General features: G+C 36.4%; 13 protein-coding genes. 5 read left to right on the top strand and 8 right to left on the bottom strand.

From position 1 onward, the window contains the following. The first annotated feature begins 3 nt into the window (after window positions 1-3). The 5 genes from FKR84_RS05580 to miaA are packed head-to-tail and all read left to right on the top strand — an operon-like array spanning window position 4 to window position 5,092. Entirely contained in the window at window positions 4-1,242 is a 1,239-nt protein-coding gene (locus tag FKR84_RS05580) for a DUF1015 domain-containing protein (protein ID WP_141421313.1), read from the top strand. 14 nt (window positions 1,243-1,256) lie between these two features. Continuing rightward, window positions 1,257-1,919 carry a YggS family pyridoxal phosphate-dependent enzyme gene (locus tag FKR84_RS05575; protein ID WP_141421312.1) on the top strand — a complete coding sequence of 221 codons (663 nt, stop codon included), beginning with the start codon at window positions 1,257-1,259 and terminating at the stop codon, window positions 1,917-1,919. 15 nt (window positions 1,920-1,934) lie between these two features. Continuing rightward, entirely contained in the window at window positions 1,935-3,296 is a 1,362-nt protein-coding gene (locus FKR84_RS05570) for an exonuclease domain-containing protein (RefSeq protein ID WP_141421311.1), read from the top strand. 52 nt (window positions 3,297-3,348) lie between these two features. Continuing rightward, the gene (locus FKR84_RS05565; RefSeq protein WP_141421310.1) at window positions 3,349-4,185 is read left to right on the top strand and encodes an ion transporter; all 837 of its coding nucleotides are present in this window, start codon (window positions 3,349-3,351) and stop codon (window positions 4,183-4,185) included. Then, window positions 4,175-5,092 (top strand): tRNA (adenosine(37)-N6)-dimethylallyltransferase MiaA, encoded by a 918-nt coding sequence (gene miaA, locus FKR84_RS05560; protein WP_141421309.1) that lies wholly within the window; start codon window positions 4,175-4,177, stop codon window positions 5,090-5,092. The genes FKR84_RS05565 and miaA overlap by 11 nt, the downstream gene beginning before the upstream one ends. Before the next feature lie 51 nt (window positions 5,093-5,143). Here miaA and FKR84_RS05555 read toward each other — a convergent pair whose 3' ends face one another. The 8 genes from FKR84_RS05555 to FKR84_RS05520 form a co-directional block, all read right to left on the bottom strand. After that, on the bottom strand, window positions 5,144-5,860 hold the full coding sequence (locus FKR84_RS05555) for a response regulator transcription factor (RefSeq protein WP_141421308.1): 717 nt from the start codon (window positions 5,858-5,860) through the stop codon (window positions 5,144-5,146). Window positions 5,861-5,863: 3 nt separating this feature from the next. Next, complete coding sequence (locus tag FKR84_RS05550) at window positions 5,864-7,426, bottom strand: sensor histidine kinase (RefSeq protein WP_141421307.1); 1,563 nt, start codon at window positions 7,424-7,426, stop codon at window positions 5,864-5,866. 68 nt (window positions 7,427-7,494) lie between these two features. Further along, on the bottom strand, window positions 7,495-8,085 hold the full coding sequence (coaE, locus tag FKR84_RS05545; RefSeq protein WP_141421306.1) for a dephospho-CoA kinase: 591 nt from the start codon (window positions 8,083-8,085) through the stop codon (window positions 7,495-7,497). Next, window positions 8,082-9,038 carry a CdaR family protein gene (locus tag FKR84_RS05540; protein ID WP_141421305.1) on the bottom strand — a complete coding sequence of 319 codons (957 nt, stop codon included), beginning with the start codon at window positions 9,036-9,038 and terminating at the stop codon, window positions 8,082-8,084. Before FKR84_RS05540 ends, coaE begins: the two co-directional genes overlap by 4 nt. Before the next feature lie 3 nt (window positions 9,039-9,041). After that, the gene (locus tag FKR84_RS05535; protein ID WP_141421304.1) at window positions 9,042-10,034 is read right to left on the bottom strand and encodes a glycosyltransferase; all 993 of its coding nucleotides are present in this window, start codon (window positions 10,032-10,034) and stop codon (window positions 9,042-9,044) included. A 173-nt stretch (window positions 10,035-10,207) separates the two neighbouring features. Then, a complete protein-coding gene (locus FKR84_RS05530; RefSeq protein ID WP_141421303.1) occupies window positions 10,208-12,568 on the bottom strand; it encodes a fibronectin type III domain-containing protein in 2,361 nt (786 codons plus the stop codon). A 162-nt stretch (window positions 12,569-12,730) separates the two neighbouring features. Then, window positions 12,731-15,013, bottom strand: coding sequence for a T9SS-dependent choice-of-anchor J family protein (locus FKR84_RS05525; protein ID WP_141421302.1), 2,283 nt, complete (start codon window positions 15,011-15,013; stop codon window positions 12,731-12,733). Between the two features lie 123 nt (window positions 15,014-15,136). Further along, complete coding sequence (locus FKR84_RS05520) at window positions 15,137-22,249, bottom strand: fibronectin type III domain-containing protein (RefSeq protein ID WP_141421301.1); 7,113 nt, start codon at window positions 22,247-22,249, stop codon at window positions 15,137-15,139. Between the last annotated feature and the right edge of the window lie 95 nt (window positions 22,250-22,344).

Genomic DNA, 22,344 nt, shown 5'->3' with positions numbered 1-22,344 from the left:
TATATGCCAAAAGTACTTCCCTTTCGAGCAGTAAGACCTACAAGAGATAAGGTAGGTCTTATATCATCTAGGCCATACCATCATTATACCCAGGCAGAAAGGGAAGCACGGTTGGACAACAACCCGTTTTCTTTTTTGCATATTGTTAATCCCGGATATAAATATCATAAAGAAATTTCTGGCCCGGATCGTTATTTATTGGTAAAAAACAGGTATCAAGAATTTAGAGAAGACAATATTTTTATCAAGGACGACAAGCCAAGCTTTTATATTTACAGGTTAAAAGATAGCGATGAGCACGTCTTCACTGGAATTATTGCCGCTACTAGCTTGCATAGCTATAAAAGCAATTTGATAAAACGCCACGAAGAAACCATAGCAGATAAAGAAAATGATTTTAAAAACTTTTTGAAAACTGTTGGTTTTAATTCGGAACCTGTTTTATTAACGCATCCCGACAATAACGATCTGCAAAATATCATAAAAGAAGCAACTAGCGTAAGACCAGAGTACGAATTTACCACCACCTATAGAGATACGCATTACTTATGGCCAATTGCAGATGAAGAAACAGTAAAAAAAATTAAACGGGAATTTGATAAGATGGACCATATGTATATTGCAGATGGTCATCATAGAAGTGCCTCTGCTTACCAGTTTTGCGAAGAAATGCAAAAAAACAATCCGAAGCATACCGGTAAAGAACCCTACAACTTTTTTATGAGTTATATAATTCCGGAAAGCAATTTAAAAATTCTTGAATTTAACAGATTGGTAAAAGATTTAAATGGACTTACCAAAGAAGAGTTTTTAATTAAGCTAGACAATTCTTTCCGTATTCAGAATAGAAAAAGCACCTATTATAAGCCACGAGAACGTCATCATTTTAGTATGTATTTAGACGGCGACTTTTATTCTTTACATTTACGAAAGCTTAATTTTAAAGCAGAAAATGCACTTTCGCATTTAGATGCACAAGTCTTGCATAAGACAGTTTTAGAACCTATATTAGGAATTAAAGATGTTCGCAAAAACAAAAGATTAGATTATGCCCATGGCAAAAAAGGAATGGCCTATGTAAAAGGTCTGGTAGATAGTGGCGCTTTTAAAGTTGGTTTTGGTATGGTGCCGGCCAGCGTTTCTGAAATGAAAGCAATTGCTAACGAAGGCCTTACCATGCCGCCAAAATCCACCTATATCGAACCAAAATTACGAAGTGGCATAACTATATACGAATATTAAAGCAAGGAAAGAATATGACTAGCATTGCTAAAAATATTAAGCAATTAAAAGAATCGCTTCCGCAGGAAGTGCAACTCGTAGCTATCTCTAAAACCAAGCCCGTTACAGATATTCAGAAAGCTTACGATGCAGGACAACATATTTTTGGAGAAAATAAAATTCAGGAAATGACTGAAAAATGGGAAAAACTTCCCAAAGATATAGAGTGGCATATGGTGGGCCACGTGCAGTCTAACAAAGTAAAATATATGGCAGCTTATGTAAGTTTGGTACACGCTGTGCATAAATTAAAGTTACTGAAAGAAATTAACAAACGTGCTAAAAACGAAGAACGAACAATAAAATGTCTGCTGCAAATTAAAATTGCCAAAGAAGATTCTAAATACGGGATGACGACCGAGCAAGCTTTAGAAATCTTAAAATCTGAAACTTACCAAAAAATGAAAAATGTACAGATTGTTGGTTTGATGGGAATGGCTACTTTTACCGAAAATGAAGAGCAAGTAAACGAAGAGTTTGCTTTTTTGAAAACAACTTTCGATAAATTTTCCGAAACTTACCCAGAATTAGAAATATTGTCAATGGGTATGAGTGGCGATTATCAAATTGCCGTAAAAAATGGAAGCAATATGGTGCGCATTGGCAGTGCAATTTTTGGAGAAAGAAATTATAATTAAACAGGAGGATATTTTTTGTATGCAATAGTAGATATAGAAACAACGGGCGGTAAATTTAACCAAGAAGGTATTACCGAAATTGCAATATATAAATACAACGGAAGAGAAGTTACAGACCAATTTATAAGTCTTGTAAACCCAGAAAGACCCATACAACCTTTTGTAGTGGGTTTAACCGGTATAAATAATGATATGCTTCGTAACGCACCTAAGTTTTACGAACTAGCAAAACGCATTATAGAAATTACCAACAACTGTGTTCTAATTGCGCATAACGCCAAATTTGATTACAGGATTCTGCGTTTAGAATACCAAAGATTAGGTTACGAATATAAGCGGCAATCGCTTTGTACGGTAGAATTGTCTAAAAAATTATTGCCCGGTATGCCATCCTACAGTTTAGGCAAATTGGTTAAAAATTTGGGTATACCAATAACAGACAGACACCGCGCAAGTGGCGATGCTTTGGCCACGGTAAAATTGTTTAAATTGCTGTTACAAAAAGATTCGCAAAAAGAAATTATTGCAGCCTCCGTAAAGAATAAACCAAAAACGCAGTTAGACGCTAAGTTAATTCGTATTTTAGAAGAATTGCCGCCAATTACCGGCGTGTATTATATGCACAACGATAATGGCGAAGTTATTTACGTTGGTAAAAGCAAAAATATAAAAAAGAGACTTACCCAACATTTTACCAATACCAATCCCAAATCTAAGAAAATTCAGCAAGAAATAAGTGCGGTTACTTATGAAGCCACCGGAGTAGAGGTTTTAGCTTTACTGAAAGAAAACGAAGAGATAAAAAAAATTAAACCAATCTATAATCGGGCTTTACGGAAAGATATTTTTAACTACGCCCTTTATCACGAAAAAAACGAAGCTGGTTATCTACAACTTAAAATTGCAGAAGCTAATGCCCAAAAGCAGCCTATAACGACCTTTACCAATGTTGACCAGGCAAAAAATTGGCTACATAAAATGGTAGAAGAATTGGAACTCTGTCTAAAATTATGTGGCTTGCACCAAACCCCTTCGGCGTGTTTTAATTATGGAATAAAAAAATGTAGCGGCGCTTGCATTCAAGAAGAATCTCCTGCCGATTATAATAAACGCGTACAAGCCTTAATAGACAAATATAGTTTTAAAGACAAAAACATGCTCATTATAGATAGAGGTCGGGATTATGACGAAAAAAGTGTTCTCCTTATAGAAAATGGTTACTTTAAAGGCATGGGCTATTTTAATCTTAACCATCAAATAGCAACTATAGAGTTGGTTAAAAATATAATTACCCCCATGAAAAGTAATCGCGATTCGCAACATATAATTCAAAATTACCTGCGTAAAAACAAACCGCTTAGAATAGTCAAATTTTAAAGATTTTTTTAATTTCCTACAAATTAAGTACTTTTACTAAAACTGTAATCTATTGAAAAACAAATCTACTTTATCTTGGCGTGAACGGCTGCACGAAGTAATTTATGAAGCAGAAACCCCGGCAGGAAAACTATTTGATATAGTTTTACTCGTCTTTATCTTCTTAAGCGTAATTTTCGTGATGCTAGAAAGCGTAAGAGGTCTAGACCCTTGGGTATACACGTATTTACTTTATGGTGAATGGGTTGTAACCATACTTTTTACCCTAGAATATATTGCCAGGATTATCTGTATTAAGCGCCCCAAAAGATACATTTTTAGCTTTTACGGTATTATAGATTTTCTTTCTACTATACCGCTTTATCTCTCTTTTTTCTTTGCAGGAAGTGCGGCTTTATTAACTTTCAGATCTTTACGCTTACTTAGAATTTTCAGAATTTTAAAAATTACGCGCTATATAGGAGAAGGCAACAGATTAAAAAAAGCTTTGGCTCACAGCCGTCCAAAAATTCTTGTCTTTCTATTTGCCGTTATGGTCTTGTCTTTAATTGCCGGCACAATGATGTATCTTATAGAAGGTGAAGAAGGCGGTTTTACCAGCATACCAATGGGAGTTTATTGGACGATTGTAACCTTAACCACCGTTGGTTTTGGAGACATTCACCCCATTACGCCTTTAGGCAGGTTTTTGGCAAGTGCAATTATGATTATGGGTTACGGAATTATAGCTGTACCCACCGGTATTGTAAGCGCAGAATATTCTAGACGCAGTAATCCCGAAATAAACAACACGCAATCTTGTTATAATTGCAACGAAAAAGAGCATTTAGACAAAGCAAAATATTGCCACCATTGCGGATACGATTTGCATAATGAAAATGAAGAGTAATTTTTTAATACCAGTAGTTGGTCCTACCGCTATAGGAAAAACAGCAGTTGCAATAAAACTGGCCAAACATTTTTCTTCGGAAATAGTTTCGGCAGATTCTAGACAGTTTTATAAAGAAATGCAAATTGGTACAGCCGTGCCGAGTAAAGAGGAACTGGCGCAAGTAAAACACCATTTTATTCAGCATCTTTCCGTAGAGCAAAACTACTCTGTTGGTAATTTTGAAAAAGATGCTTTACGGAAGTTAGAGCGCTTGTTTAAAACTTATTCGCATATATTTCTAGTTGGCGGAAGCGGACTTTATGTAGACGCCGTCACGAAAGGTTTAGATTATTTTCCGCCGGTCTCCCCTAACATCCGTAAAGAGTTAAATAAAATTTTTGAAGAAAACGGATTGGAAGAATTAGTAGAAGAACTAAAGGTTAAAGATCCGGAATTTTCAGAAAAAGCAGATCTTCAAAATCCGCAAAGGGTTATTCGTGCTTTAGAAATTTGTCGTGGCACAGATAAAAATTTTTCCTATTATAGAAATAAACCAAAACCAACCCGTGATTTTTCTTCCGTAAAGATAGGCTTAACCGCTCCACGAGAATTAATTTATGAGCGCATAGAACAACGCGTAGATAAAATGATGGCAGAAGGCTTGCTGCAAGAAGCAGAAAAAATGTTTGCGTACAGAGACAGGAATGCGCTAAATACGGTTGGCTACAAAGAGCTTTTTCTTTATCTTGACGGGCAATTAAGTTTAGAAAAAGCTGTAGAAGAAATTAAAAAAAATACAAGAAGGTTTGCCAAGCGGCAGTTAACTTGGTTTAGAAAAGATAAGGAGATAAAGTGGTTTGCTCATAACACACCCATATCTGAAATTAGAGCTTATATACTTCAAAAAAGCTCTCCACGACAATAGTTTTGCCGTGGAAAGTTTTTGAAACTGAAAAATCACAATAATTTTAAATTACTATTCTTCTTCTTTATTTCTTATTACCAATCTAAATCCTTCTCCGTGAATATTTAGAATTTCTACATTTTCGTCTTTTTTCAAGTACTTTCGTAGTTTGGCAATATAAACATCCATACTTCTAGAGGTAAAATAGTTATCGTCTCTCCAGATTTTGGTAAGCGCCAATTCTCTTGGCATTAAATCGTTTTCGTGCAAAGCCAATAAACGCAACAACTCATTTTCTTTTGGCGATAGTTTTGCAGGTTCTTCATCTTTAAAAGTTAAGAAACGCAGTTTAGAGTTTAGGTGAAAGTTACCAATATTAAACTCAAATTGCTTACTATCTGCAATACTATCTGTAGCTTTGCGTTGCATTATTGCTTTAATTTTCATTAAAAGCACTTCGCTATCAAAAGGCTTGTTTAGATAATCGTCTGCTCCTACTTTATAGCCTTTTAGCACGTCTTCTTTCATTGCCTTTGCCGTAAGGAAAATAATAGGAATTTCTTCGTTCTTTTCTCTTATTTCTTTGGCTAGTGTAAAACCGTCTTTGTACGGCATCATTACGTCTAGAATGCAAAGATCAAAATCGTCTTTTTTAAACTTTTCAAAGCCTTCCATTCCATTTTTAGCGTGTGTAACTTCATAGTCGTTCATCGCTAAATAATCTTTTAAAACGATTCCGAAATTTGGATCGTCTTCTACTAATAAGATTTTTTTGTTTTCAGTTTCCATATGTTATGATATTAGTGGTAATTTAATAATAAATGTGCTCCCTTTTCCTTTTTCACTCTCAACGCTTACTTGGCCGTGGTGGTCTTCTACAATTTGTTTTACGTAGGCAAGCCCCAAACCGTGACCTTTTACATCGTGAATGTTACCGGTATGTTCTCTATAAAATTTATCAAAAACTTTCTTTTGAACTACCTTGCTCATCCCTTTTCCTTGATCCCGAATTTTCATAATAATATAATTCTTTACATTTTCGGTATAAATATCTATTTTGGGTTTATCGGGTGAGTATTTTATTGCGTTTTCTAAAATGTTTACAATTACATTAGTAAAATGTGTTTCGTTTGCTAAAATAGAAGATTTTAATGCGCCAAAATGGGTTTGCACATAACCTTCTTTATTGTCTATAATGAGCTCTACATGGGGGATAGCCTCTTCTATTAACTCATGTAGCAACAATCGTTCTTTTTTTATGTTTAGTTCATTTTTTTCTAATTTTGAAATGCGCAACACGTTTTCTACTTGTGCGTGCATTCTTCTATTTTCGTCTCTAATCATACCCATATAGCGTTTTATTTTATCTGGGTCGTTAGCTATCTTAGGGTTTTTAACAGAGTCTAGAGCCAGGTTTATTGTTGCTATTGGCGTCTTAAACTCGTGTGTCATATTATTTATAAAATCTGTTTTAATTTGCGAAATTTGTCGCTGCTTTATCAACTGTGATAAAGCGCTGTAATAGGCTATGATAATTATTAAAGTAAAAATTATACTCAGTAAAGCCATTAAAGCTATAGACGAGAGTACTTCGCGCTTTTTACCTGTAAAGTTTATCAAGAACTTATAATTAGTATTGGGCGACTCAAAAATTGGCGTACCATAGGTTGCCGGACTGTCTTTTTTAAAATCTTCTGTTTTTACTTTGGTGGCCAAATTTTCATCAAAAATGGCAAATTCAAAATCAGATTTTATATCTCTGGCGCTAAGTTGAGCTTCAATTAAAGCTTCTAAATAATCTACATTAACGCGTTTATATACCGGAAGCTGTGCTGCTTTTTCTCGAATAGCTTCCAAAAGTAAAAACTTTTCATTTTCTTCTAGGCGTGAAATACGCTTAAATTTCTCTTCGGCACTCAATTCTATTTCACCATCTATTTCGTCATTTCTAACAATTCTGGTTACTTTTTGATTAATAAGCTTTTTAAAATCTATGCTATCTTTATCTCTATTTAAAAATTGCGAAGAAAGTTTATAATCTTCCTGCAAAATGCTGTTAGAGTAGAAAAAAGTTTCGTTAGTAAGCTCGTCTTGTTTAATTTGAAACAACTCACTAAGTCTAGAACTAGTGGGCTTTTCTGAGTCTGCTAAGGTTGCATACTGCACATAATATTTATCTAACTCTTGTTGCTCAACTTGTTCTACTACATTAAGCAATACTTGTCGTGCGTTAAACGAAAACTGTTCTTCGTTTGTTTCGACAGTATTTTTAATCCAGTAGCCCTGCACAAAGATTATTCCTATTAATGATAGGCTCATTAAGGATATTAAGAGTAAGAATAACTTCTTGTTCATGTGCCCAAAAGTAAGATTTTAACATTTAGATTTTAAACGGTTTAACCAAATGTTAACATAAGCGGAGTTTAAGCATTAGCAATACCTGAGAGCGTTTCGTGAAGTCGCTTAACCTGCGTTTTTGTATCGGCTTTATGTATATTCTCTATAATAAAATCTGCAAGTTTTATTTTCTTTTGGTCATCCCATTGGTTTTGCATGCGAGCTTCTATATCTTCTTTTGCACTATTGTCTCTTTTTTGCAGACGTTTTACTCTTTCTTCTTTGGGAGCTACCACCAAAATATTGTAATCTGTATCTTTATAGCCTCCTTTCTCAAATAAAATAGCAGCCTCGTACAATACATAATTTGCTTGTTGATTTTCTGCCCAAATTTTAAAATGAGTTTTTACACGCGGATGTATTATTTGGTTTAATTTATTTAGTAACGCCTCGTTTGTAAAAACCTGTTTTGCTATCCATTTTCTATTAGGTAAATTCTCTGTATAAGCTTCTTCTCCCAGTAATTCAATAATTTCTTTACGGATTTTAGAAGAGCTTTCCATTAGATTTTTTGCCGCATCATCTGCAATATAAATTGGTACGCCCAAGGCCTCAAAAAAATTGGCTACGGTAGTTTTTCCGCTTCCTATGCCTCCTGTAAGTCCTACTACTATCATTTTTTTATTACAAATTGTATTTTGTTACTGTTTAAACGTGCAGAGGTTACCATATTTGGTTGCTTAACTAATTTTGGAATTAGAAAGTTTTGATTATCGGCCAACTCGCCAAAATCACAAACTACAATAAAATCGTTTTTTCCTATTTTGTCATAATTTTCTAAACTCACTTTAAAAACCACTACTATTTTTTTAGGAAAAATCTTGGTTATTCTATCTTCCGGAGCATTAATTAAAGTAATGGGTACTTCTACCCTACCTTCCGTAAATTTTTCTACAGCTTGAAAATAGTTTACTTCAGAAGTATAAAAAGAGATATCTTTATATTTTTTGATATCTAGTTTTAGCTTTTCATCAATGTCTTTTTTTACGTTTTTCTGACTAAAAACCAAAGTTTTTATTTGCTTTATAGTATCTAATTTATTTTTTGGTCCGCTTATCTTTACGGAATCTGGTGTGATTTTATATTCTTTGTTGGAAGAGTAACCCGGGGCATAATTAATATCTGTCTGTAGTTGAACGGGTACTTTTTTTATTTCTTTTTGTTTAAAAGGAATCTTTTGAATTTTGTTGGTAATTGTAGCTTCCATAAAGTTTATAGAAAGCAAATTATTTGGATCGTTTTCTTGTTCTTCTACATTAAAAACCAAATAAGTATTTTCTACGGGCAAGGTATTAAGATTTACTCGTACCTTGGGTTTAAACATAGAAAACCACGCTAAAACAAAACCGTTGTCACGTACTCGTAAGTTTAAATGACCTTCTTTTTTGGTTACAATTTTATCTTTTGGCGGATTATAAAATTCTACCGGCACTTGAATTGTTTCTTGATAGGTTTTCGAGAACTGTACTAAAACCCAGATAATAAATGAAAATAGTAAAAAGAAGGAAAATGCTTTAAAATTGGTGGTTTTAAAGATTGTTCTGTTTATTTTCTTGAAATTCTTTTTCATTTATTAAAAAAATAGATTAGGAAATGTTTTTTCTGGATTTTTATTTAATATTCTTACTCTGTAAGTAGCTTTTAAAAATCCAAAACCGTAACCGGCAAACATCGTAATTACAGCGCGTAGGCTTAATAAACCAATATAAAAATTTTTACTTTGAATACTTGCCAACAGCATTACTAATATAAAATAAAACAAATAGAGTAAAAAAGGCAAGTACCAATTAAAAAGTATGCTCACCAAAGCTACAAAAAACCCAATTGTAAACACCGCCGGAAACCAAAAACTAATATTTGCGGTTTGTGGGTGCCAACTAGTTAGAATAGGTCTAACTAAACCAAATTTGTAAACCTGTTGATAAAATTTGGGCCAGTCTATTCTACGTTTGTGGTAAACAAAAGCCTCAGGAATAAAACCAACAGAGAAGTTTTGTTTTCTTAAACGCATAACCAATTCTGGGTCTTCTCCCGGATGAATTTTCCCAAAACCATCACTTGCCAGAAATGCTTTTTTAGACAGTCCCATATTAAAGCTTCTAGGCTCAAATTTTTTTACAGCATTTTTTTTTCCTCTTATGCCACCGGTGGTAATAAAGCTTGTCATAGCAAAATTAATAGCTTTTTGAACCGGTGAGAATTGCTTTGCAGCTGCATCTGGACCTCCAAAACAGTGTAAAAAGTTTTGTTTTAAATAACTATCTGCATTGCTTAAATAATTTGGCGGTAAAACCACATCGCTATCTAAAATTATAAAATATTTGGCCTGAGCTCTTTGCATACCGTAATTTCTAGAATCTCCCGGACCAGAATTTTGTTTGAAATAATAGCTAATCTGTAGTTGTTCCTGAAATTTTTCTATTATTTCTTTTGAAGTTATTGTAGAGCCATCTTCTATAATTACCACTTCGTAGTTTAATTTTGTGTTTTGCGCCACAAAACTCTCCAACAATTCTTCAATTTCATTTGGCCTGTTGTAAACTGGTATGATAAAAGAGTACTCCATCTAACGCGCAAAGATAGGCATTCAAAAAAGAAGCTGCCTCAAAAAGTTAGAATCTGTTTTGCCACAATAAACTTAATTATTACAGCTAAGCATTCAGTAAAAAAACCAAAGATTATTGAATACTTTATGATTAATCTATTTTTTGAGACAGCTTTATTGTTAAAAGATATAAGTTACTCTTTTATAAATTTAAGGGTTTTTGTTTTATCTTTTATTCTAATTTTCACTAAATAAATACCGGCTGCCAAATCTTGTACGTTTAACCTAGCTTCTTTAGCACGCATGTTTTTAGTTTTTATTACTCTACCTTTAAGGTCAAATAGTGTAATAGTTTCTATTTTTTCTTCTGCTTTAAAGTTTACAAATTGCTTTGCCGGGTTAGGATACATTGTAAAGTTTGCAAAATTGGTATTTTCTACCCCAATCAATTCTATGGTAAAAGTTTTTGGACCAATTCTCTCGCTTTCTGCATCGCCGCAAATGGCAGTAACGTAAACGTCATAGGCTTGATCTTCCTGTAAGCCAGTTATGCTTACTCCTAGTTCTCCATTGTCGTCTATTAAAGTGGTTCCTTCTGTCTCCGGATCAAATCCGCTAAGGCCATATTCTACTTTCCACTCGTTTGCAGAACCATTTTCTGTCCACGTAACTTGAACACTCGAGTTGGTAAGCTCTTGCACTACAATATCTGAAGGATCTGCACAAATACTGGATGGCATAGTAAAAGTTTCCGGACCTGTCCAATCTGTGGTTTCATTCTCACAAACTGCACGAACGTAAACATCATAAGAACTTGATGGTGTTAGACTGTTTAATGTTTGCGATGGTGTGCCACTATCGTTAACTATTAAATCTCCTTCTGTATCCGGATCAAACCCTATTGTTCCGTAAAGGATTTCCCATTCTGTTGAGTTGCCATTTTCTGTCCAAGTAACTTCTGCCGTTTGCGGATCTTCTATAGCTACAATTATATTAGAGGGTTGTGCACAAGGTTGCGGATTTACTAAGGTGGTGAAACTTACCGGACCAATAGGATCACTTTCTGCATCTGGCGGACAAAATGAACTTACATAAACATCATAAGTAGTGTTTTCTTCTAAATTTATAAGTGTTGTATCTGGAGTTGCATCGTCATCATAAATTACGGTACCGCTTCCTGGCGTAAAGCCTTGTTCGCCATATTCTACATTCCACTCCACGGCATCGCCATTTTCTATCCAAGATACATCAGCAGATTCGTGGGTTACGTTATTAATCATTAAATTGCTTGGTTCTGGACAAGGGTTAACAATACTTTCGTAGGTGATAGTAAACTCTCCTTCAGGATTATCTGTTGTTCCACTTTGGTTTCCTACGTTTAAATAATAAGTTGTGCCTAAAACGCTTTCAAAAGAAACACTTAAGTTTCCGCCTGTGGTTTCTTCTACCGTCTCACATAATAAAACAGAACATTCTCCGGTATAAATACCAAGTGCAGCATTCCAATTAGTATTTTCTTCCAGTGTTATGGTAACTTGGCCACCGTCTCCGATAAAAGTATACCAAACCCCATCGTTCATATCTCCACAGCTAGAATTAATGAAACCATCATTATTGGTTGCATTAGATGCATCTTGGGTATTGGTATAATTAGGACCATAAACCTGAATAGCATTAGAACAAGCATCGTTTGCCGGTAAATTTGTTGTGGTAAAACTAAATTCTGAGCAGCCACTAGCTTGTCCAATATTATTATAAGGCGTTATTTGAACGTAATACGTAGTAGTTTCAACCAATTGCCCTAAACTATAAGAAGTCTCGCCGCTATTTAAAATTACATTTTCTACAACATTGGTTCCTCCAGAAGTTGTCCCTACGTTTAATTCGTAACCAATAACCCCACCACTTGCAGGAGTCCAGCTTATATTACCATCTGTGGAAGCATTAGTCACGCCCTCTGTAGGGTTTATCAAGGTTAGATCGCAATTGGGTGGAGTAGTAACGTCTTGAATAATGGATACATTATCAATATAAATATAAAAATCGCCACTGTTCCAATTGGTTTCAAAGCGCAATTGAAAATCACTTCCTGAGGGAACATCACCTTCAGGAATGGTTAAATTTACATTAGCGCAAGTGTTGGAAGTGGTGTGATTAGAGTCATTTATGGTATGAATGTTTATCCAGTTATTTCCTCCATCTATCGTGTAGGCAATTTTCATATTACCCCATCCTGGCTGTGTTGGTTGATTTGGAAGTCCGGAAGAAATATAGTCTACAATTTTATAATCAAAATTAATCTCTACTATTGTGCCAGTAGATTGATTTTGAAGATTTGGTGTATACAAGTATCCTAAAGTACTATTAGTCCATAGATTATCACGTAAAGAATTTCCTTCGCAAGTAGCTACCGGCGTGCTTGCAAATTCACCATTAGTAGACCAATCTGCTGGTATCGCGTTATTTTCGTTAAAGTTTTCATTTAGATCTATTTGTGCCAGTCCTATAGAAGTAACACAAAAAAATAGAAGAGAGAGAATTGTAGTTTTATACATAACGTTAGTGAATTTGGTTAGATTACAACGAAGTTACGGAAAGCAAGGGCTGCATGAACTTAATAAATTCCAAATAAATGCTAAGAATATTATAACGTTTTGCCATAAAAAAAGACCCGAACGCTATGTCCGGGTCTTTAATTTTGAAAAAGCTATTTAAATCTATTGTTTAACTACTTTAAAAGTTTTTGTTTCGTTACCAATAATTGCTTTTACTAAATAAACTCCAGCTTCTAAGCTGTTCATATCTACTGCAGGACTTGTTGTTTTTGGTGCAGTTTGCATTACTTGCTGCCCTAATAAGTTAAATACTTGAATGCTTTCTACTTGTTTAGAAGATTCTATATTCAACATTCCTCTTGTAGGGTTAGGATAATAATCAAAAGTAACTTGTGTAAAGTTATCTGTTGCTAACACACCTTCTCTTGCTTCAATACAGAAGGTTCCTTGACCTGTACCATAACCATCTGCCTGTACATAATAAATTTCTCCAGGCGTTAAGTTTTCCAGTTGTATAACAGAGCTTAAACTAATTGTCTCGCCACCATCTTCATCACAAGCAATTTCTGTAAGACTTGTCATATCTGTACAATCTCCAACTGTATAAACCGCCAATTGTGTATCGCTTAAATCGTTTGGCTCTATATCTGTAGTTAAGGTTACCTCTCCACTACTTGGTGCTTCAAAAGAAAACCATACAGAATTACTGGCTAAATCACTAGAGAACCAGCAAGAACCTGATGGTTCATTTGCTTCTATAGTAGCGTTAATATTAGTATACGCATCACCACTACAAGTTTGGTCTATAGTTAGCATGATAGCATCACATAAAGCATCATTAGCCGGTGGAACACCAAATGCAACTGGTCCCGTCCAGGTACTACTGTCTGTAGTCGAGCATGTTGCTCTAACATAAGCTTCATATCCAACTCCTTCTACCAATCCGCTAATTGTTTCTCCTAACGCATCTGTATCTACAATAGTAGTTCCTTCTGCTTCCGGATCAAATCCTGCTTCTCCGTAAATAATCTCCCACTCTGTAGCCGAACCGTTTTCTGTCCAAGAAATATCTACAGAATTTGCGGTATAATTATCAAAAGTAATATCTGTTGGAGCAGGACAAGCTGGCTCATAAGCAGAAATCAAGAATTCTCCTTGACCGTCTAAATACCCCCAAGCTCTTACATAAATTGTCTCGCCAACTGTTTGATTGGTTAAATAAAGATAAGAGAATGCTTCACCGGTATTTGCATTATCGTCATTACATTCAATTGCAGTTAAATCTGTACAATCTGTACCTGTGTAAGCTTCTATAGCAGTATCTGCAATATCTGAACTTGTATTAGTATCTTGTTGTGTTTCAATTATTACATTTCCACTAGCAGGAACTTCTACTGTAAACCAAACATCAGAACTACTATTGCTATCAAAAGCTCCGCACTCTGGCGCTGGCATAGTGGTTGAGCCGGTACCTTCTAAGTTTGAGGCCGTTATTGCATTATCGTCAAATACCATACCTACTGTTAATGCTGTTGCATCTACACACTCATCATTATCTGGAGGAGTTGCCAAGGTAGTAAACTGAGCCATTTCAGGGTCTGATATACCGCTAGCACAAAGAGAATAAACATAAACATCATAATCTGTAATTGCCACTAATCCGGTTGCAGCAACTGTTGTTGTACCCGCTGGTACTGCAGTATCTTCAAATACTGGCGTATCTGCTGTTGGATCGTCTCCCGCATTGTAAACTGCTACTTCGTAACCGCTGGTTGCCGATGCTTCTTCTTCCCAAGAAATATCTGCAGAATTGTCTGTAATATTAGTCACTTCTAAATCAAGTGGTGCTTGACAATCTGGCGCTTCTTCAACAACCACATTATCTACTATTAACATAAACATATCTGTAGAATTATTTACCCAAGCCAGGTAAACATCTTCCCCATCATAATCTGATAGATTAAACCTTCTAGTTTTGTAAACATCAGTTTCATCTGCAGGAGGTGAATATTCTTCGGCAATTGAAAATAATACATCGGTAAAATCTGCTGGATCTGTACCCGTAGTAGAAATTCTTAATTCATAACCATCTGGATAATCTGGATCTTGCGCTTTAACTTCATAAACTACTTGGTTATTTGTAGTTAAAGTAATTTGTGGTGAGATAAGCCAATCATTCGAAGTTCCCGGAGGTGTATACCAAGAAGTACTCATTGCAGCCATATCTCCAGCGGGACCGCCAAAGTTACCATCTGGTCCTTCTTTATCTAAAACATTCCATCCATCTGTAATGAAACTAACACCATCTGCGGGCGTGTTCCCGTCCAGATCTAAGGTTGTCCATCCAGTAAGACCATTTGTAAAGTCTTCCTGAAAAATAACTTGCGCACTTAAACTTACCGTAAACAGTAAGCAAAAAACGCTTAAAAAAGTAATTTTTTTCATAATTAAAAGTTTTCGATTAATTGCTAAAGTTAATAATTATTAACACTAAACATACTAAATATTTCATAAAAAAAGGGGAAGCTTTAACAGCTCCCCCAATTATTTATAAAAATAATACGGCTATTATTCTTTAATTAATTTAAAAGTTTTTACCGAATTATTTATTCTAACCTGCATTAAATAGGTACCTGACGCTAAATTAGCAACATCAAATTGTGTATCTAATTGGTTAACTTTCTTACTCATAACTACCTGGCCAAGTAGGTTATAAACTTCTACTTGTGTAATTGTGTTGGTAGCTTCAATAAACAATTGGTTCTTTACCGGATTAGGGTAATAAGAGAATCCTTCAAAGTTTACTGAATCTACACTTAAATTAGTGGTAGTAAATGGTTCTGGTCCGGCCCAATCACTTTCGTCATTTACATCACAAATAGCACGAACATAAACTTCGTAATCTGTATTTGCTGTAAGACCGCTAAGTGAATAGGCTGGATCTCCATCTGCGTCTATAACAGAAGTTCCCTCTGTAAGCGGATCAAATCCTGCTTCTCCGTAAAGAATTTCCCACTCTACGGCGGTACCATTCTCTGTCCAAGTTATATCAGCAGTAAAATCACCGATATTACTTATTGCAACATCTGTTGGTGCTGGACAAGTTACGGTAGATTGTAGTACATTTAATGTATAGTCTTCTGCCTGACCAAAAGTGGAACCGGCATCACAACTATCATTTGGGAAACTGCCATCAAATGAATAACGTTTAATTACGCGCATTCTTGTATTACCTAAAGTAGCTCCAGCAGGAACAGTAATATCTGCAACTAATTGGACACCATCTACACCACTAGAGTTTTCAATAGTACCTAGGTCGTAGCGTTCTCCATCATCGTCCATACTTCCATTTTGGTTCCAATCTGCAAACAAGGTAATGGTGTTAACATAATCACCACCGGTGTAAGCTTCTATTGTAACAGTATAGGTTTCTCCTTGTTCTACATTTCCTACCATATCTAAAAAGTATTCGTGAGCAGGGCTATCTGTAGCTTCCGATGAAGTATTAGAGATATCTGATAATTCTACGTAAGTAATTGGTTCTACATTAGGGAATTCTACTTCACAATATATATCTGCTGTAGTAGCACTTACCGGCCCAGCGGTAGCACTATCTGCGCTGGAACAATTTGCCGTTACATAGAAATCATACTCTGTCAAACTATCCAATCCTGTTATGGTTATTCCAGGTGTTCCAGTTGCTACTTCTGTAGTCCCAGAACCTAGTGAAAATCCTACAGGACCGTACTCAACTGTCCATTGGGTTTCATCCCCAATAGTTGTCCATTCTACATCTGCACTATTTTCTGTAAGATTTGTTACAGCTAAGTTTTCTGGCGCAAAACAATCTACATCTGCCAAAGTACATTCTCCAGTAATACTAAACACACCATCAGCATCCGCGCTTTCTACCCAGCTTGTGGTATTTTCATTATTAAAAACCATATTATTACCAATAGCGTCTACGGTTGTAGTTTCCCATGCCAATTGTGTACCTGCACTAGTAGGAACACCACTAAGTTCTACCCAATAAGTAGTACCGCTAGCATTACCGTCTCCAGCAAAATCAATAGGAGTTGAGAAATCTAGTACTACTTCGTGTACATCATAGCCAAAAGCAGTTCCTATTATTGCTTGAGAATTTGGCACAACATCTTCAATGGTTTGAATTTCAGTTCCTGGAACTCCATCATTATCTTCATAGAAAATAATATCCATCGTATCTATACCACCTTGCGATAATATATTAACAGTTATATTATCTACGCTAAATATAGTGGTATTAGCGCTAACAATAAAGTCGTTAGCTACCATTTGGGTACCGGCTTCTTCCATAAACGACCCATCTTCAAAACCATTGCTTACTTGTGTTTGACCACAATCCTCGGTAGTTCCACCACTGGCTACAGTAGTTGTAAAGGTTTCTGGTCCAGCCCAATCACTTTCGTCGTCTGCTGCACAAATTGCACGTACATAAACGTCATAATTGGTATCTGGTGTCAAACCTGTAAGGCTTTCTCCTAACGCATCAGTATCTGAAATCGAAATTCCTTCGGTAAGCGGATCAAATCCTGCTTCTCCGTAAAGAATCTCCCATTCTGTTGCAGAACCGTTTTCTGTCCAAGAAATATCTGCAGAAGTATCTGTAATAGTACTTACTACAATATCTGTTGGAGCAGCGCAAGGTTCAACAAAAGCTTCAAAAACAAAGTCGTCTGCATATAACTCAAATTCATTTGTTCCTGTTGCGCGGATAGCGATATAAATTGTTTGACCAGCATAGCTAGAAAGATCAAACTCTTTCTTAGTCCAAACGTCCGCAGCTTCTTCTTCTGCTTGTAAAACCACGTCAAAGGAAGCGGCTTGAGTATCTGTAGTTGATAATAAAACTTCATAAGGTTCTAAATAAGAAGAACTTCTAGATTTAATCCAAAAAGAGAATAAATCGTTAACTCCAGAAACTATTTCTATCTGTGGTGTAATTAAATAGTCATCGTGTGCCACAGAGCCAAAAGAAATAGAAGCTGCATTAGTTCCACTATGAGCGTCTCCGGTTATATCGGAAGAATTTTCCCATCCATTAGTATCTCCTAGATTGATTATTGACCAACAAGTTGGTAAATTGGTAGAACTCTCAAAATCTTGCGTATAAGCGGTGTTTATAACCTCACACTCTGTTGCAAAACTTTCCGGTCCTATCCATTCGCTCTCATCGCCTGGAGCACAAACAGAACGTATATATATATCGTAAAGTGTGCTAGGACTTAAACCTGTTAAAGTTTCTCCTAAAGTACCATCATCGTCAGACACACTGGTTCCTTCTGTGATAGGATCAAAACCAGCTTCTCCATAAAGAATTTCCCATTCTGTTGCAGAACCATTTTCTGTCCAACTTATATCTACAGTAGTTGTAGTAATAGCATCAAATACAATATCTGATGGTGCTGCACAAGTTGGCGGAACCCTTACTTTAAAGTCATCTACGAAGAAATCATAATCTTCTGAATCGTTAACTGTTCCATCGGTAGCCCAGAAAGCAAATTTTACAGTACCAGAATAGGCACTTAAATCTACTATTTCTTCTTGACCGGTGGCCGAAGGAGTGTTAGAAGCATCATAAGTCAATAAGTTAGACCAAGTTGCTCCATCATCTTCTGATATAAGCAATTGAACCTCATCGTCTGATCCCATATCGGAAGGGGCTGAACTTGAATAATTAGTAACAGCGGTTGTATAAGCCAATTCATATGTACCTCCAGATAAATCGAAAGATGGTGAAATTAACCATTCTTCTCTTCCTGTAGTAAACAAATTAATTGTTGCTGCATCATTAGAACCTGTATTCAAAAATTCATCAGAGAACCAAGCTCCGGTTCCAAAATCTGATGGACCATCTGTTGGAATACCACTACCTGCTTCTTCCCAACAATCTGGTAAGAATGTAGTGAAATCTTCTAAGTAATCTGGCACGTATACTGCACATTCGGTTTCAAAAGCGATTGGACCTGTCCACTCACTTTCATCACCAGGCGCACAAATTGCACGAACGTATACGTCGTATTCTGTAGCGCTTGACAACCCATTCAAAGTTATACCTAAAGTGCCGTCATCATCCATAACGTTGGTTCCTTCTGTGGCAGGATCAAAACCAGCTTCTCCATAAAGAATTTCCCATTCTGTTGCAGAACCATTTTCTGTCCAACTTATATCTACAGTAGTTGCAGTAATAGCATCAAATACAATTTCTGATGGTGCTGCACAAGTTGGCGGAACCCTTACTTTAAAATCATCTACAAAGAAATCATAATCTTCTGAATCGTTAACTGTTCCATCGGTAGCCCAGAAAGCAAATTTTACAGTACCAGAATAGGCACTTAAATCTACTATTTCTTCTTGACCGGTAGCGGAAGGAGTGTTAGAAGCATCATAAGTCAATAAGTTAGACCAAGTTGCTCCATCGTCTTCTGATATAAGCAGTTGAACCTCATCGTCTGATCCCATATCGGAAGGGGCTGAACTTGAATAATTAGTAACAGCGGTTGTATAAGCCAATTCATATGTACCTCCAGATAAATCGAAAGATGGTGAAATTAACCATTCTTCTCTTCCTGTTGTATACAAATTAATTGCAGCAGCATCGTTTGAGCCAGTATTTAAAAACTCTTCAGAAAACCATGCCCCGGTTCCAAAATCTGATGGGCCATCTGTTGGTATACCACTACCTGCTTCTTCCCAACAATCTGGTAAGAATGTAGTGAAATCTTCTAAGTAATCTGGCACGTATACTGCACATTCGGTTTCAAAAGCAATTGGACCTGTCCCCTCACTTTCATCACCAGGCGCACAAATTGCACGAACGTATACGTCGTATTCTGTAGCGCTTGACAACCCATTTAAAGTTATACCTAAAGTGCCGTCATCATCCATAACGCTGGTTCCTTCTGTGGCAGGATCAAAACCAGCTTCTCCATAAAGGATTTCCCATTCTGTTGCAGAACCATTTTCTGTCCACATAAGGTCTGCTGAAGTATCTGTTATATTACTTACGGCCAAACTTGATGGACTAAAACAAGAAGGTGCCTCCTTAACGCTTACATCATCTATAGCGATATCATTTTCATAATTATCACCAATTACGGTATCTACAATAAACCTAACTTGAATAGGCCCTGTGATGGTTAAGCCTTCTAGTGATATACCAACTTTTTCCCAAGCATCTACATCGCCATTATCATCCATATACACTTCATTCCAAGCTGCGCCATCCCAAACTTCTAAGGTTATTTTATTAGAATCGCCATCATTTGCAAAATGATAAACATAAAATTCTAGATATGGTGTTGTTAAAGCAGAAACGTCTATAAAAGGCGTTGCCAAAGTAGCGTCTGGCGTGGTAGTAGTGGTTGATGCATCTACGAAAGCTAAATAACCGCTCCCGGTTGTATGATCTGCATAATCGTTACCAAAAGTGGGTTCTGTATCAAACTCCCAAATTTTAGAGGTAGAACTCGTATTACTCCAGCAATCTGGTGTTGCATCCATAGAGGTTTCAAAATCTTCTGTGAAAGGTGCGGTAAAAATAGCACACTCTGTCTCAAAAGTTATCGGACCTACCCATTCACTTTCGTTTCCAGGTGCGCATACTGCACGTACATAAACATCGTATTCTGTAGCCTCCATCAATCCGCTTAAAGTCTCTCCTAAAGTGCCATCGTCATCTGTTACACTAGTACCTTCTGTTACCGGATCAAAGCCAGTTTCCCCGTAAAGGATTTCCCATTCGGTTTCGGAACCGTTAGCTGTCCAAGAAATATTAGCAGAATCTGCGGTTATATTATCTATTACAATATCTGATGGTGCTAAACAAGATGGCGGAACCCTTACTTTAAAATCATCTACAAAAAAATCGTAGTCTTCTGTATCGTCAACTGTACCATCTGTTGCCCAAAATGCAAGTTTTACAGTACCAGAATATGCACTTAAATCTACTATTTCTTCTTGGCCAGTAGCCGAAGGAGTATTAGAAGCATCATAAGTCATTAAATTAGACCAAGTTACCCCATTATCTTCTGATATAAGCAATTGTACTTCATCGTCTGATCCCATATCGGAAGGAGCTGAACTTGAGTAATTCGTAACGGCAGTTTTGTACACTAATTCATACGAATCAGCAGATAAATCAAAGGATGGAGAGATTAACCACTCTTCTCTGCCTGTTGTGTATAAGTTTATTGTAGCAGCATTGTTTGAGCCAGTATTTAGAAACTCATCAGAGAACCAGGCCCCGGTTCCCAAATCTGACGGCCCGTCTGCCGGTAAACCACTACCTGCTTCTCTCCAGCAATCTGGTAAAAAGTTAGCAAAATCTTCTGAATAATCTGGTACATATACAGCACAATCTGTTTGGAACTCTACTGGACCAGTCCAGTCACTTAAATCTCCCGAACCACAATTTGCACGCACATAAACATCATAAGTTGTATCAACATTTAACCCGCTTAAAGTTTCCCCTAAAGTACCATCATTATCCGTAACGCTCGTACCCTCGGTAGTCGGATCAAATCCTTCTTCTCCGTAAAGAATTTCCCACTCTGTGGCAGAACCATTTTCCGTCCAAGAAATATCGGCAGAAGATGAGGTTACATTATTTACCACAACATCTGTAATTTTAGGACAAGTTACCTCTTCGATATTTAAATCGTATGTTGTCGATTGCGGCGCAGCCCAAGTTGAAATCACAATAAAATAGGTGGTTCCTCCAGTTAGCATCACCCCTTCTAAAAAACGATCGTTCGAATTCGAATTCCCTTCAAAAGCTACACAATTGGGAGAGCTATCTAAACAAGCATCTAATACATGTATTGCAGACCAACTAGAGCCAAGATTTGTTAAAGAGAAATTAACTATTATGTCTGCTGCAGGGGTATATGCATAGATTACATCATCTCCATTTAAATAATAAGCCGTACAGGGACTGTCGCCATTATCATAATTGTTACCATAATTGGCTGTATCGTCTGAAGTGGTATAAGGCAAACCAGTAATAGCAATAGGGTTTGCACAAGTTTCTCCCGACGAAGATAGATTTGGCGTATAACTGCCAAGAGGAACAATTGTGCTTAAAGCTGCTTCGCCATTACAAGTACCTTGACCGTCTAAAGCATCCAATGCACCGATTGTCCAATTAATCGCATCAAAAACACCCGCATTAGCAGTTGCACCATCGTTACGATAATAATAAGTGTCTGTGTGTTCCCAGTCTGTACCGGAACCATCTACACCGTCTTCTCCAAAACGGTCTATCACAACGTCTGAAGCATCTACAAGTTGGAAAGCATCGTCACCATTACTAGAGATTCCGCCATTTTCTATGACGTTATCATTGGTAGAGTTGATTGAAAATTCTGCATCCAATGTTGCTTCATCGTTAGTGAGGTAAGCAAACTCATCTGTTAAACTTCCTAAGGAAGAAAGATCTAAATTGGTGGTAAATCCGCCACCATTTGATTGTCGTACTAGATTCCAACCTGTAAAATCAACGGTACCGTTGACATAGATTTCGACGGTTCTACCATCGGCACCCGAACAGGGGGAATCTACATAGCCTGTTATAATAGCATCCTGTGCGTGACCAAAGGTCCAGAACATAAACGCCATTAGAAGCATAGTAATTCTTTTCATAAATAGTTAAAATTTTAGTTAAACGAATGCTAAAAATAAGAAATATAAACCAAATAAGCGTTAAAAATAAGAACTATTATAACCAAAAAACCGCC

It is taken from the genome of Haloflavibacter putidus, assembly GCF_006546625.1.
In the GTDB taxonomy this organism is placed as follows: Bacteria; Bacteroidota; Bacteroidia; order Flavobacteriales; family Flavobacteriaceae; genus Mesonia; species Mesonia putida.
This window is presented reverse-complemented; position numbering and strand designations above follow the sequence as displayed.

Bases quoted from the DNA above. Each gene is read 5' to 3' on its own strand.
- FKR84_RS05540 (WP_141421305.1), bottom strand. From the start codon at position 9,038: ATGAAAAAGAATTTCAAGAAAATAAACAGAACAATCTTTAAAACCACC.
- FKR84_RS05555 (WP_141421308.1), bottom strand. From the start codon at position 5,860: ATGGAAACTGAAAACAAAAAAATCTTATTAGTAGAAGACGATCCAAAT.
- FKR84_RS05580 (WP_141421313.1), top strand. From the start codon at position 4: ATGCCAAAAGTACTTCCCTTTCGAGCAGTAAGACCTACAAGAGATAAG.
- FKR84_RS05550 (WP_141421307.1), bottom strand. From the start codon at position 7,426: ATGAACAAGAAGTTATTCTTACTCTTAATATCCTTAATGAGCCTATCA.
- FKR84_RS05575 (WP_141421312.1), top strand. From the start codon at position 1,257: ATGACTAGCATTGCTAAAAATATTAAGCAATTAAAAGAATCGCTTCCG.
- coaE (WP_141421306.1), bottom strand. From the start codon at position 8,085: ATGATAGTAGTAGGACTTACAGGAGGCATAGGAAGCGGAAAAACTACC.
- miaA (WP_141421309.1), top strand. From the start codon at position 4,175: ATGAAGAGTAATTTTTTAATACCAGTAGTTGGTCCTACCGCTATAGGA.
- FKR84_RS05520 (WP_141421301.1), bottom strand. From the start codon at position 22,249: ATGAAAAGAATTACTATGCTTCTAATGGCGTTTATGTTCTGGACCTTT.
- FKR84_RS05535 (WP_141421304.1), bottom strand. From the start codon at position 10,034: ATGGAGTACTCTTTTATCATACCAGTTTACAACAGGCCAAATGAAATT.
- FKR84_RS05525 (WP_141421302.1), bottom strand. From the start codon at position 15,013: ATGAAAAAAATTACTTTTTTAAGCGTTTTTTGCTTACTGTTTACGGTA.
- FKR84_RS05530 (WP_141421303.1), bottom strand. From the start codon at position 12,568: ATGTATAAAACTACAATTCTCTCTCTTCTATTTTTTTGTGTTACTTCT.